This is a genomic window from Croceibacterium soli (assembly GCF_009828065.1).
Classification (GTDB): Bacteria; Pseudomonadota; Alphaproteobacteria; order Sphingomonadales; family Sphingomonadaceae; genus Croceibacterium_B; species Croceibacterium_B soli.
Genome location: NZ_WTYK01000005.1, coordinates 1 through 13,686, shown reverse-complemented (window position 1 = coordinate 13,686; position 13,686 = coordinate 1). Strand labels below are relative to the sequence as shown.

At 67.9% G+C, this 13,686-nt stretch carries 9 protein-coding genes; 4 read left to right on the top strand and 5 right to left on the bottom strand.

The annotated features are described in order from the left end of the window. The first annotated feature begins 48 nt into the window (after positions 1-48). Together GRI75_RS09595 and GRI75_RS09590 are read left to right on the top strand one after the other, a co-directional pair. The gene (locus tag GRI75_RS09595) at positions 49-516 is read left to right on the top strand and encodes an Lrp/AsnC family transcriptional regulator (RefSeq protein ID WP_160746762.1); all 468 of its coding nucleotides are present in this window, start codon (positions 49-51) and stop codon (positions 514-516) included. 77 nt (positions 517-593) lie between these two features. Beyond that, a complete protein-coding gene (locus GRI75_RS09590) occupies positions 594-1,697 on the top strand; it encodes an NADH:flavin oxidoreductase/NADH oxidase (protein ID WP_160746761.1) in 1,104 nt (367 codons plus the stop codon). Between the two features lie 27 nt (positions 1,698-1,724). Here GRI75_RS09590 and GRI75_RS09585 read toward each other — a convergent pair whose 3' ends face one another. The 5 genes from GRI75_RS09585 to glf all read right to left on the bottom strand — a co-directional run bounded on the left by GRI75_RS09585 (position 1,725) and on the right by glf (position 7,941). Then, positions 1,725-3,032 (bottom strand): aminotransferase-like domain-containing protein, encoded by a 1,308-nt coding sequence (locus GRI75_RS09585; protein WP_328597962.1) that lies wholly within the window; start codon positions 3,030-3,032, stop codon positions 1,725-1,727. Between the two features lie 54 nt (positions 3,033-3,086). Continuing rightward, positions 3,087-3,539 (bottom strand): DUF983 domain-containing protein, encoded by a 453-nt coding sequence (locus tag GRI75_RS09580; protein ID WP_160746759.1) that lies wholly within the window; start codon positions 3,537-3,539, stop codon positions 3,087-3,089. Positions 3,540-3,976: 437 nt separating this feature from the next. Continuing rightward, positions 3,977-4,213 (bottom strand): hypothetical protein, encoded by a 237-nt coding sequence (locus GRI75_RS09575; RefSeq protein WP_160746758.1) that lies wholly within the window; start codon positions 4,211-4,213, stop codon positions 3,977-3,979. 58 nt (positions 4,214-4,271) lie between these two features. Continuing rightward, a complete protein-coding gene (locus GRI75_RS09570) occupies positions 4,272-5,720 on the bottom strand; it encodes a glycoside hydrolase 5 family protein (protein WP_160746757.1) in 1,449 nt (482 codons plus the stop codon). Continuing rightward, entirely contained in the window at positions 5,710-7,941 is a 2,232-nt protein-coding gene (gene glf, locus GRI75_RS09565) for a UDP-galactopyranose mutase (protein WP_160746946.1), read from the bottom strand. Before glf ends, GRI75_RS09570 begins: the two co-directional genes overlap by 11 nt. Before the next feature lie 337 nt (positions 7,942-8,278). Here glf and GRI75_RS09560 point away from each other — a divergent pair, with 337 nt between their 5' ends. Further along, on the top strand, positions 8,279-11,065 hold the full coding sequence (locus GRI75_RS09560) for a M16 family metallopeptidase (protein WP_160746756.1): 2,787 nt from the start codon (positions 8,279-8,281) through the stop codon (positions 11,063-11,065). Between the two features lie 178 nt (positions 11,066-11,243). Then, the gene (locus tag GRI75_RS09555; protein ID WP_160746755.1) at positions 11,244-13,403 is read left to right on the top strand and encodes a S46 family peptidase; all 2,160 of its coding nucleotides are present in this window, start codon (positions 11,244-11,246) and stop codon (positions 13,401-13,403) included. The last annotated feature ends 283 nt before the right edge of the window (positions 13,404-13,686 follow it).

Genomic DNA, 13,686 nt, shown 5'->3' with positions numbered 1-13,686 from the left:
CCCGGATTGGGTGGATCATGCCTGCGTATACCGAATGCGAGGTAAGACATGCCCGAAACCCTCGACAAGTTCGAAAAGCGAATCCTCGAGCTCCTGCAGGAGGATGCGTCGCTCTCCACGGCGGAAATATCCGAACGTGTCGGCTTGTCGGCGTCCCCGTGCTGGCGGCGCATCGACCGGCTGGAGAAGGACGGGTTCATCAAGCGCAAGGTCGCGCTGGTGGACCGCCGCAAGGTCGGCCTCAACGCCCACGTGTTCGCGCAAGTTCGGCTCAACGCCCATGGCCGGGCCCATCTCGATGAGTTTGCTGAGGCGATCCGGGCCTTCCCCGAAGTGCTCGAGTGTTACGTCCTCATGGGTCCTGTCGATTTCCTGATCCGCATCGTCGCTCCGGACATCGAGGCGTACGAGCGGTTCTTCTTCGACCGGCTCTCGCAATTGCCCGGGGTCCAGGAGGTCAACTCGACCGTGGCGCTGTCCGAGATCAAGGCGACCACTGCGCTGCCGATCAGGTAAGCGGGGGGCGAGCCTGCAGCCGGCGGGACCTTCCCTCCGGCAGCCGCGTTGCAGCAGTTATCCATACCGGGGAAGCCATGTCAGCACTGTTCAGTCCATTGGACGTCGGAGGTCTTCACCTCGACAACCGCATCGTCATCGCACCGATGTGCCAGTACTCCGCGGAGGACGGGTGCATGACGGACTGGCACCTGATCCACCTCGGCCAGCTGGCCCATTCGGGCGCCGCGCTGCTGACGATCGAAGCGACAGCGGTCACGCCCGAAGGGCGCATCAGCTATGGCGACGTGGGCCTCTGGTCCGATGCCAATGAAGCGGCGATGGCGCGCGTGCTGGAAAGCGTGCGCCGCTGGTCTGACATGCCGGTCGCGATCCAACTCGGCCACGCCGGTCGCAAGGCCTCGACGCAGAAGCCGTGGGACGGCGGCCGGCAGATCGCGCCGTCGCAGCCGAACGGCTGGCAGACTGTAGCGCCCTCGCCGATCCCCTGGGATGAGGGAGAGAACCCGCCGGTCGAGCTCGACGCCGAGGGGCTGGCGCGGATCCGTACAGGGTTCGCCGAGGCGACCGAGCGATCCGCCCGCCTGGGGCTCGATGCCGTGCAGATCCACGCGGCGCATGGCTACTTGCTGCATCAGTTCCTCTCGCCTTTGTCCAACCGGCGGACGGACGAGTACGGCGGCAGCCTCGAGAACCGGATGCGCTTCCCGCTGGAGATCTACGACGCGGTGCGCGCGGCCTTCCCGGCGGAGCGGCCGGTCAGCGTGCGCCTGTCCGCCACGGACTGGGTCGAAGGCGGCTGGGATATCGAGCAGACGATCGCCTTTTCGCGCGCGCTGGAGGCGCGGGGCTGCGCGGCCATCCATGTTTCCAGCGGCGGGCTCCATCCGGCGCAGAACATCCCCGTAGGGCCGAACTACCAGGTTCCGCTGGCCCGCGCGGTCAAGCAGGCGGTCGGCATTCCCGTCGTGGCCGTGGGCCTCATCACCGGGTTCGACCAGGCGGAGGCCATCGTCGCGACCGGCGATGCGGACCTCGTGGCGCTGGCGCGCGGCATCCTGTTCAACCCGCGCTGGCCGTGGCACGCCGCGACGCATCTGGGCGGCCGGGTGCGTGCTCCGGAACAGTACCTGCGCTCCCAGCCGAGCCGGTTTCGCGATCTTTTCGACTTCGGGCAGTGAACCGTTACGCCTCGTAGCGGGTCGGCTTCAGACGAGCGCATCCCAGCGCTGGACGGACCCGTTCACGTGCCCTTCCAGCACCCGCAAGGAAGTGCAAAGTCCAGCACGGTCGATCGGCCCGCCGAGCGATATGCGCAGCGCCTGCAGGCTGCTCTTGCCGGCGGCGAACCGGTCCGACGGCACACTGCCGATCCCGGCAGCGTTCAGTTCGCGCGAAAGCTCCGCCGCACTGACCTGCTCCGGCAGCGTCAGCCAAAGGTGATAGCCCTGGGCATGGCTTGCATAGTGGGATGAGCCCAGCAGCGGCCGCGCGAGCTTCTGGCGCGCAGCCGCTTCGTCGCGGGTGGCGGCGACAAGCCGGTCGAAAGTGCCGTCTCGCAGCCACTTCGCAACGATCGCCGCGTTGATGGGCGGGGCCATGACAGCTGTCTCGTGGACATCGGCGGCGATCCGCAGGGCTTGCGACACGCCGGGCGCGCGGGTGAACGCGACCCGCAACGCCGGCGAAACGATCTTCGAAGTGCTCAGGATGTACCAGGACCGTTCGGGCGCGAAGCTGGCGATAGGCGGCAGGCGATCCGCGGGCAGCAGGCCGTAGGCATCGTCCTCGATGATCTGGATGTCCTGGCGTCGGGCCGCCTCGGCAATGGCGGCGCGCTCCGCGGCAGGCACGGTTTCGGTGGTCGGATTGTTGTTGGTCGGCACGACGTAGAGCGCCTGGATCGGGCCCTCGCGGCAGGCGCCCTCCAAGGCCTCTGCCGTCATCTGCGGCAGCGGCACGAGCTCGAGCGAGAGCCGCTGCGCGAGGGCGATGAAGCCCGGATAGACGAACCGGCCGCAGGCAACGCGGTCCCCCGAACGAAGACCCGCCCGCAGCGCAGCGTGCAGCGCGTTCTGCCCGCCCGCCGCGACGACGACCTGGTCGACCGCCGATGCAAGGCCGATGCGGCCGAGCAGGGCGGCGCCGGCCGCTCGCACCTCGGGTGCGCCGCCGAGCCGCTGGTATTGAAGGCTGGCCGTGTCACCGCCGGCGATAGCCTCCTGGAAGGCTTCGGCCAGGGCGCGCTGCAGCAGCCCTTGCGGAGCAAGCGGCGGGCAGTTCATGCCGGTGTCGACCAGGTGCGCGGCCGGCGCGGAAGCGCGTGCCGGCTCGACGACGAAGCTGCCGGCCCGCCCACGCGTGTCGATGAGGCCGTTGCGCCGCGCCCGGTCGTAAGCTTTCGTGATCGTCGTCAGGTCGAAGCCAAGGCGGCTTGCCAGCGTGCGTTGGGGCGGGAGGCGCTCCCCCGGTCGCAGCTCGCCGCGATCGACCGCGTCGGCCAGAGCGTCGGCCACTGCCCGATACTTGGGCCCGGCAAAGCCGGACAGGTCGGGGCACCAGCCCTCCACTTACTTGTGCCCGTCGCGGCGTTTCGCTTCGCGTTCGTGCATCTGCGCCCACAGCTTCTCGGTTCCCGCTTCCTGTGCCTTGTTCACGTACTGCGAGGCGACCAGCCAGCCCTTGATGGGCTGCAACGGCAAGATGCTGCCGATCATGAGCAGGGGGAACGAGGTGAGCAGGTGGACCCAGTAAGGCGGGCTGTGCGCGAATTCGAGCCAGACTACGAAGAAGGCCAGCGGGAAGACGATGATGCACAGCGAGAAGAACGCCGGCCCATCGTCGGGAGAGGCGAAGCGGTAGTCGAGCCCGCAGACCTCGCACCGATCGGCTATCTTCAGCCACTTCCGGAACATCTTCCCTTTCCCGCAGTGCGGGCACAGGCCCTTCCAGCCTGTCTTGAGTATCCAGCCGAGCTTTTCGTCGTCGGGGAGTTTCACGGGTCGTTCTCCGGGGAGGGCCATACGATGGCGGGATGCTGGGCCATACATAGGTGCGCTGTCGGGGAGAGTCCACCTGAGGAGTGGGGATTGAAGGGGCTGAAGGTCAGTAGATTAGCTTAGGCGGAAACTACGAGCGGTTGTCCGGGGGTGGTAGAGCTATACCATACAAACATCTACTATTGTATGGTGCAGATAAGGGATGCGGGTCCTTTGGCTCTCAGCCTAAGACTTCGATCCTGAGGAGCGAGGACGCAGCCCGAGCCTTCTTATGCGCTCGCAGAGACGCTGAGGCGCAGAGGGTTTTCCCGCAAAGGCGCGAGGGCGCAAAGAAGAAGGCGCCAGGAGGGACTACACTCCAACCGCTGAAAGCGGGCGGTAGGAATTAGCGCGGCTTCGCCGCGAGATCTTTGCGTCTTTCGCCTTTGCGTGACAAACTTTTCCTCTGCGCCTCTGCTCCGTCAGTCCTCGCTGGCTGCGGCGTTCGGGTTGTCCTTGCCTTCGATGTGTTTGTCGCCGAGCTGATGCGAGCCGTGGTAGGCTCTTTCCGATTGGCCGCCGGCGAAGCCTTTTCCCGGGCGTTCGGCCCGGTGCGGGTCGGCGTCCAGGGGTGCCTCACCCGGCCGGTTCGTGCCGTCGGCGGTGCCCGCGAGGCCGTCGTTCGGCATCGCTTGCGTGGGTTTCTTGTCGCTGGCCATCGCTGCTCTCCGGGTGTTCGGGTTCGCTAGGGCAACGGGGCTTGCCGAGGGCCGTTCCCTATGCGTCGGATCGACGTATCGCGACGGCAAGGTCGCCGGCGAGTTGGAGCCCGGCCTGCAAGTGCTTCCCGTCGGAGAGAGCCTTTGAGCATGGACCGGGCTCACAGGTGACGGTGTCGAACGGCTGGATCGCATAGCTGCCGGCGGACAGGCCGGGGATGCGCACCTCGACCGGCCGGGGAGCACGCGGAGCCAGGCGCCCGTCTCGTTCGAGCGGTCCTCGCGAGAGGAGCCAGAGCAAAGCCTGGGCGTCGTCGGCGCAAGCGAAGACCTGGACGTCTGGATCGGAGCAGGCGACCTCCTCCGAGATGTTCCGCCGCCGGAAGGTGGTCCAGTCGATCAGCGGCAGGAACCGTGCCAGCACGCCCTGGGCACGGCGCATGCCTTGGGTGAGGACATGCGGGTGGCGGTTGGGCCAGCGCATGCCGCCGCCGGCGCCGCCGCTGGCGAGGTGGGCCCACTGGATGTGGCGGAAGTATTCGTCGTCGAACGGTTCCGGCAGGGTGACGCGCTTGTCCTTGAAGCGGTGGATCGGCCCGTGCTCGCTGTCGAGCACCGGGCGCAAGTCGCGCGCTTCGTTCACCGCAGCGCGTATTAGGCGGCCGGTGGCGATCGCCGGGGCGACAGTGTCGCGAGGATCGTCGATCGTGCCGAATTCGTAGAGGTGCGTTGAGGCGAAATCGAGCGATGGGTGCCTGAAGATCGGCTCGACGGTCGCCGGCTGTTCGGTCAGCTGCGGGCCGAAGATCGAGACGGTCTGCGGGTGGGCCCGGCCGTAACGCAGTGTTTCTCGCTCCCGAAGCCACTCGCTCAGGTCGGTGACGAAAGGCGCGATCGTCCCCGGATCGTCGCCGCCGTGCGCGGGATGGATCTCGTTCCACAAATCCCAAGCGAACAGGGCCGGGCTGCCGCCCCAGCGGTCGCTCGCAAACGCCAGCCGGCCCTTGATCGCCTCGCGGGTCTGCGGGCACGTGAGCCAGCGGCGGCGGCTCGAGCACGGCCCGCCGTTGCGGCGGTTGTAGGGATGATGCCGCCAGCGAGTCCACATGAAGAACGTGTCGTAAGGCGTCAGCAGGGCCCGCAGGCCGGTCTTCTCGAGCAGGGCGAAGAGATCGTCCCATAGCCGCACCATGTTCGGCACGAAGCGGGCGACGGGGCGCTCGAGATAGCGGTGCTCGAAGTGGCAGTACTCCAGCATCAGCCGCAGGCAGGTGACGCCCTGCTCGCGGAGCTCGTGCAGATGCCGTTCCACCGCCGCGGGATCCTTGCGCCGGAACAGCGGGGCGAGCTCGGGCCAGGTGATCGCCTCGTTGGCACCGATCGGCGTCCAGCTCTCGCCGCGCTCGTCCACGAAGTAGGGCAGGCCGGGGCGGGCGGCGATCCACGGCATCGCGGCACTGCCGGGCGCCGGCTGCGCCTGCAGGGTCGCCGACGCCTCAGGCGGCACTCAGGCCCGCCACGAGAACTGCCGGCTCGGCCTCCGCGGGTGTCCCCATGCGCTCGGCCATGCGGCGATAGGTCGCCAGCGCCTGCCCGACGACCTGGTCCATGTTGTAGTAGCGGTAAGTCGCCAGCCGCCCGACGAAGGTTGTGTCCTCCTGCTGATCCGCGAGGGCGGCGTAGCGCTTGTAGAGCGCCTGGTTCTCCGGCCGGGGGATCGGGTAGTACGGATCGCCTTCCTCCGCCGGGTACTCGTAAGTCACGCTGGTGCGCGGGGCGCTCTGCCCGGTCAGGTGCTTGTATTCGGTCACGCGGGTGTGCGGCGTGCTCTCCGACGGGTAGTTGACCACGGCGACCGGCTGGAGCCACTCGCGATCCAGGGTCTCGTGCTGGAAGGCGAGCGAGCGGTAGGGCAGTTTGCCGAAGCGGTGGCCGAAGTACTCGTCGATCGGCCCGGTGAACACGACATGGTCCCAGGTGGTCGATCCGTCGAGCTCCGTCCAGTCGACGCCGAGCAGGAGGTCGATATTGGGATGGTCGAGCATGCGTTCGAACATGCGCGTGTAGCCTTCGGCCGGCATGAACTGGAAGCGGTCGGTGAAGTAGCGGTCGTCGGCGTTGGTGCGGGTGGGCACACGCGCGGTGACCGCCTTGTCGAGTTCCGAGGGGTCGAGGCCCCACTGCTTGCGGGTGTAGCCTTCGAAGAACAGCTCGTAGAGCTCGCGCCCGACCGCCGAGACGACGACGTCCTTCGAGGTGCGGATCGTTTCGACCGGTTCGGCTTTCGCCTTGAGGAAGGCTTCCGCCGCTGCGTCGTCCGCCAGGTCCGCCCCGTAGAGCTTGTTCAGCGTGGTGCGGTTGATCGGGATCGGCAGCAGTTGGCCGCGCACTTCCGCCAGCACGCGGTGCTCGTAAGGCCGCCATTCGGTGAAGCGGGAGAGGTAGCTGAAGATCTCCGGCGAATTGGTGTGGAAGATGTGCGGCCCGTACTGGTGGATCAGGATCCCCGCCTCGTCGAGCCGATCGTAAGCATTGCCCGCGACGTGCGGGCGGCGGTCCACCACCAGCACGCGCTTGCCCGAGCCGCGCGCCAGGCGCTCGGCCATGACCGAGCCCGCGAAACCTGCGCCGACGACCACGACATCGTAATGCCGGCTGCGGAGGACGGCGGGCGCTGCGGCGGCGGCGGTGGCTTTCTCCAGGCGGAGCTCGCCGATCAGGGCGGCCATTGCGGCATGCGTTCTGTCCCAGCTGTTGCCGGCGAGGATTGCGTCGACCTCCGTGCGCCAGCCGTTGTAGGTGCCTCGGGCCAGGGCAAGCGCCTCGCGGCAGGCTTCCAGGAAGGCGTCCGGCCCTTCGGCAATTCGCACGGCTTCCACGCCGCCATAGTGACGCACGACGTCGGTCACCGGAGTGGAGACCACGGAGCAGCCGGCTGCGAGATATTCGGGGGTTTTGGTCGGGCTGATGAAACGAGTGGATTCGTTGAGCGCGAACGGCATCAGCGCTACGTCCCAGCCGCGCAAGTAGTCCGGTAGCTCGGCGTACTGCTTGCCCCCGAGGTAGCGGATGTTGGGCCGCTGCGGCAGGGTGCTCCAGTCGATCTTGACCACCGGGCCGACCATGACGATCGACCAGTCGGGCTGCGCGTCCGCGATGGCTGCGACGAGGTCGAGGTCCATGCGCTCGTCGATGACCCCGCAGTAGCCGAGCCTCGGCTGCGGAAGATCGGCCTGGTCCGCGGGATCCAGGCCGAGCTCGCGGGCAATGGCGAAGTGCGGCACGTCGACGCTGGAGGGGAAGGGGTGCACTTCGGGATGGCGTTCCCGCTTCGCCTCATAGAGGCTGTAGCCGCCGGTGAAGATCAGGTCGGCGACCGCGATCAGCTCGGCCTCCAGCGCCAGGAGCTCGGGCGGAGCGCCCTTGAAGTTCGCCAGCTCGTCCATGCAGTCGTAGACGATGCATTCGGCACCGAGATGGCGCGCCAGCGGCAGCATCATCGGAGTGTAGTACCAGGCCACCGCCGGGGCCTGCCCGCCGAGCGCCTGGTCGAGCAGGCTGCGGAGGATTTCGGTCTCTCCGGCGATGTCGTGAGGGCCGGGCAAGTGCGGGGTCAGGACGTGGACGCCGGTCTGCGGGCAGACGCGCTGCTCCATGCGCGGTCCGGAGCCGTCGTAGATCGGCTCTTCCCAGAACAGGACCGTGTGATTGCGCGCGAAGCGGCTCATCAGGTGCTGCGGGCGCTGCCAGACGAAGTCCCACCGCAGATGGCTGAGGCAGAGGAGGACGGGAGCGGGACGGCCGATGTAGGCGAGCGAATGGGGCCGATCGGCCATCGTGTGCATGTGGCGGAACCTCAGGTGAGTTGATGCTCTTGCACAATCGCGGACGGCGCGGTTGGCTCCCGGGATTTCGGCATATCTTTCGCGGGCTTAACTTAAGTGGGGAGCGGAAGGGCTGGCGCGCGGGCTCCGGCCAGGTGCGAAAAACGCTCGGAAGCGATGCGGAAACGGGGCGTCCGCGCGTCTATACCAGCAACACACGTGTTCTGGGGGATCTCCGTCGATGTCATCGTTCCGTGCCGGCCGCTTCTGCCGGGCCGTGCTTGCCTGCGCGGCCTTGGCGGTGGCTTTCCTGTCCGGCCCTGCGGCGCCTGCGCTTGCCGCCACTGCGCAAAGAGCCGCCGCCGATCCCACTGCTTCGTTGGCGCTGGACATCCCTGCAACGAAGATGGTGCTCGGCAACGGGCTGACGCTGATCGTGCACGAGGACCGCTCGGCCCCGCTGGTCGCGGTGCATATCTGGTACCACGTCGGCTCCAAGAACGAGCCTGCGGGGCGCTCCGGCTTCGCGCACCTGTTCGAGCATCTGATGTTCAACGGCTCGGAGAACTTCGACGACGACTTCTTCAAGGCGACCCAGAAGATCGGCGCCTCGGACCAGAACGGCACGACCGACGTCGACCGGACGAACTATTACCAGACCGTGCCGAAGGCCGCGCTGGACAGCATCCTGTGGCTCGAGAGCGATCGCATGGGCCACCTGCTCGGCGCCATCGACCAGGCCAAGCTCGACGAGCAGCGCGCGGTGGTGAAGAACGAGAAGCGGCAGGGCGATAACAAGCCTTATGCCAAGGCCTGGGACCTGATCATCCGGGCCACGGCGCCGGCCGGGCACCCTTATGCCCACAGCACGATCGGCTCGATGGAGGATCTCGAAGCGGCGAGCCTGGACGATGTGCAGGAGTGGTTCCGGACTTACTACGGTCCGTCCAACGCCGTGATCGTGCTCTCGGGCGACATCACGCCGGAGGAAGCCAGGGCGAAAGTCGAGAAGTACTTCGGCGATATCGCTCCAGGCACGCCGGTCAGCCAGCCGAAGAGCTGGATCGTGCCGCTGCCGGCGACGATCCGGGAAACCGCTTACGACCGCGTCGCGCAGCCGCGGCTTTACCGCGTGTGGAACATCTCCGACTATGCGTCGACCGATACGGACTATCTGCAGTTTCTTTCGCTCATCCTGGCCGGCGACAAGAACGCGCGCCTCTACAAGCGCCTCGTGGTCGACGAGCAGCTTGCCACGGGCGTGGATGCGAGCGTCTGGAACCGCCAGATCGGCGGGCAATTCTTGATCACCGCGACAGCCAAGCCGGACGGAGACCTGGCGCGGATCGAGGCGATTGTCGAGGAGGAGCTGACGAAGCTGCTCAAGAGCGGACCGAACGCAGCGGAAATGGCGCGGATCCGCACCTCGACTCTGGCCAGCTATGTGCGCTCGCTGGAAAGCATTTCGACTAAGGCTTCCGTCCTGGCCGAGAGCCAGACTTATCTGGGCGACGCCTATGGGTGGAAGGCCGGTTTCCAGCGCTTCCGCGATGCTACGCCTGCGCAGATCCGGGAGGCCGGTGCGCGGTGGCTGAACGGCGGGAGCTATATCCTGAACATCCTGCCGTTCGGCGATCTTGCGGCGGCCGCGAGCGGCGCCGACCGCAGCACGATGCCGATGCCGGGCGCTGCGGTCGCCGCCGAGTTCCCGCAGGTCGAGCGGGCGACGCTCGGCAACGGAATGAAGCTCGTGGTGGCGCGGCGCAGCGGGGTGCCGGTGGTCAACATGACGATGCTGGTGCCCACCGGCGTGCCGGAAGACTTCGCGAGTATCGCTCCCGGCACGGGCGGGTTGGCGATGAACCTGCTCGACGAAGGAACGAAGTCGCGCACGGGTGAGCAGCTCGTCGAGCAGTTGGGCTCGCTGGGCGCCACGCTGGGGTCCGGGGGTGGCGGGGAGACGAGCTTCGCATCGCTTTCGGCGCTGAAGCCGGCGCTCGAACGGTCGCTGGCGATCTATGCCGACGTGGTGATGAACCCCGCGTTCGCCGAAATCGACATCGCGCGGCTCAAGGCCCAGTCGATCGCGGCGATCGCGGCAGCGAAGCAGGACCCAGGCCGAGCGGCCGGGCGGGTGGTGCCGGCGTTGCTGTTCGGGCCGGAGAGCGCCTATGGCCGGTTGAGCACGGCCGATACGCTGCAGTCGATCGATCGCGAGGCCCTCGTGGAGTTCCACCAGCGTTGGTTCAAGCCGAACAACGCGACGCTGATCGTAGCCGGCGACACGACTCTGGCCGAGATCCGTCCGCTGGTGGAGGCGGCCTTCGCCGCCTGGCGCCCAGGACCGGTGCCGGCGACGATCGCACCGACAGCCTCGGCTCCGCAGCAACCCGTCGTCTACCTGATCGACAAGCCCGGCACGCCGCAGACGGTGATCACGGCCGCGCTCCTCGCGCCTCCACGGCTGGAAGGGGACGAAGTGGCGCGCGAGGCGATGAACACCGCACTGGGCGGCTCCTTCACCTCGCGCGTCAACATGAAGCTGCGGGAGGAGAAGGGCTGGGCCTATGGCGCCGGCAGTGGCATCGGCGGGGGCGGCAAGGGCGCGCGGCTGTTCTCGGTGGGTGCTTCGGTGCAGGCGGACAAAAGCGCCGAATCGATGAGCGAGATCGCCGCGCTGCTCGAGGGCATAACGACCGGTCAGCCGATCACCGACGAGGAGCTCGCCAGGACCAAGGATACGCTGACGCTCGGCCTGTCGAGCGCCTGGTCGACGGCCAATGGCCTGACGCAGTATCTCGCAGATGAGATCGCCAGCGGCCTGCCTGCAGACTACTATGCCGGTTACCCCGCCGCGATCGGCTCCAGCACGCTCGACCAGGTCAACGCCGCCGCGGCGTCGCTGATCGCCGGCCGGCCGCTAACCTGGATCGTGGCCGGGGACCGCGCGAAGATCGAGAGCGGGATCCGCGCGCTGGGCCTCGGCGAGCTGCGCGTCATCGATCCCGACGGCAAACTTCTGCCTTGAGCTGCCCCTCGTCCGGGCCGGGTTTCTCCTTCCCGGTCCGGGCACCAGCCGCGGCTGGGGGGGGGGTGCCGCAGGTGACCGCACCGCGCGGCCAGGCCGCCGAATTGCTTTCTTTGGGTTGCCGATCCGGCACCCGCTCATGCAAAGACGGGCGAATGCAAATCCAGAAGGAATCCCGATGATCCGCAAGTCCGCCATGCTTTTCGCCGTTACCGCCGGGGCCGGCCTGACGCTGCTTGCGGGCGCCGCTCCCGCCGGCGCCGAAGAGGGAATGTGGATGCCGCGCCAGGCGAACGAGATCGGCGCCGCGATGCGGGCCGACGGCCTGGAGCTCGATCCGTCGCAGCTCCGGCTCGATGCCGCGCCGCTCAACGCGATCGCCTCGCTCGGCGGGTGCTCGGCCGCGTTCCTCAGCCCTGAAGGGCTCGTCGCGACCAATCACCACTGCGTGCTCGGATCGATCCAGTACAACAGCCGCGAAGGGCAGGACTACCTGACCAACGGCTTCCTGGCGAAGGACCTCGCGGGGGAAGTGCCCGCGGCCCCCGGATCGCGGATCTACGTGATCGAGGACTTGCGCGACGTGACCGCGGCCATGCTGAAAGGCGTCACCAGCCGGCTCGACGGCCTCGCCCGTTACGAGCGGCTCGACGCCAACCGCAAGGCGCTGATCGCCGCGTGCGAGAAGCAGCCCAACCGCCGCTGCGACGTGCGCCCGTACTACGGCGGCGCATCGTACTTCCTGCAGCAGCAGCTGGAGATCCAGGACGTGCGCCTGGTCTATGCGCCGGCCCAGGGGATCGGCACGTTCGGCGGCGAGACCGACAACTGGATGTGGCCGCGCCATACCGGCGACTTCGGCTTCTACCGCGCCTATGTGGCGCCGGACGGATCGGCGCGCGCCTTCGCGGCCGACAACGTCCCCTACCGGCCGAAGAACTGGCTGAAGATCGCCAGCGAAGGCGTGAAGGAAGGCGATTTCGTGATGGTGGCGGGCTTCCCCGGCACCACCAACCGCCTGCGCACGGCGGAGGAAGTGCGCTTCAACTTCGCCGAGTACGAGCCGCTGTGGCAGCGCCTGCTGTCCGACTACGCCACGCAGATCGACCGCGCGACGGCCGGGGACCGCGAGGCGCAGATCCGCTACGCCTCGATCCTGCAGGGCGCCGAGAACTACGAGAAGAAGCTGGCCGGCGACATCGCCGGGGCCGACGCGATCGGGCTCGACGCGCGCAAGCAGGCGGAGGAGCAGGCTTACCGCGACTGGGTCGCCGCCGATCCGGCGCGGCAGGCGCGCTATGGCGCCGCGATCGCTGCGCTGGATGCGGTCGTGGCGGAGAACAACGCGGCCGCGCTGAAGGGGCTGCGTTCGGCGCTGCTCAATCGGGCGCAGCTGCTGTCGTCGGCGCGCACGCTCTATCGCTGGGCGAAGGAGCGCGAGAAACCCGATGCCGCGCGAGAAAGCGGGTTCCAGGATCGCGACCGCGCGCAAGTCGCGGCCCGGCTCACGCAAGTGGAGCGGCGCTTCCTGCCGGCGATCGACCGCCAGCTGTTCAAGGCCGCCCTGGCGGAATACCGCCAGCTCGATCCCGCCGACCGCGACGCGGCGTTCGAAGCGGCGCTGGAAACGATCGGGTTCGACCGGCTCTACGCCGACACCAAGCTGGCCGACACCGCCACGCGCGTGGGCTTGCTGGACCGCCCGGCGGCCGAGCTCGAGGCTTCGGCCGATCCCTTCATGCGGCTCGCGGTTGCGCTCTATCCCGGGGACATGGCCGGCGAGCGGGCGGACAAGGAGCGTTCCGGCCGCACCCAGGCAGCCCGTTCGGTCTACATGCAGGGCCTGCTCGCCTATCGCGCGGCGATGAACCAGCCGGTCTATCCCGATGCCAACGGATCGCTGCGGCTGACCTGGGGCAAAGTCACCGGGCGCACCCGCGACGGCGAGATCTGGACGCCGTTCACCACCGCGGAAGGTCTGCTGGCGAAGCACACCGGCAAAGGCGAGTTCGACGCGCCGGATGCCGCGGTCGCTGCGATCCGGGCCAAGGACTACGGGCGCTACGCCTCGCCGGAGCTCGGCACCCTGCCGGTCGATTTCCTGTCGACCGTGGACATCACCAACGGCAACTCGGGCTCCTCGACGCTCAACGCCCGCGGGGAGTTCGTCGGCCTGGCCTTCGACGGCACGCTCGACGGCGTGATCTCGGACTGGGCCTATGCCGCCGAGCGCAACCGCACGATCCATGTCGACAGCCGCTTCATGCTGTGGACCATGGACAAAGTCGACGGCGCGCACCGGCTGCTGCGGGAGATGGGCGTCCCGGCCGGCGAATAGCCGGCTGGGCGGGCATGAGCCCAGCAGAACGGAGAGTGTGTCCTAGCTCCACTCTCGTCGTCACCCTGAACTTGTTTCAGGGTCCATCGGGCGGCGAGGCGCGGAGGTTGCTTGGGGGCGAGGGGCGCGCGGTCCTGCCTCTACGCACGACCTGCGCGGGTGGCGGGATGGATGCTGAAACGAGTTCAGCATGACGCTAAGTGTGAGTCCTAGCTCCACTCTCGTCGTCACCCTGAACTTGTTTCAGGGTCCATCGGGCGGCGAGGCGCGGAGGTTGCTTGGG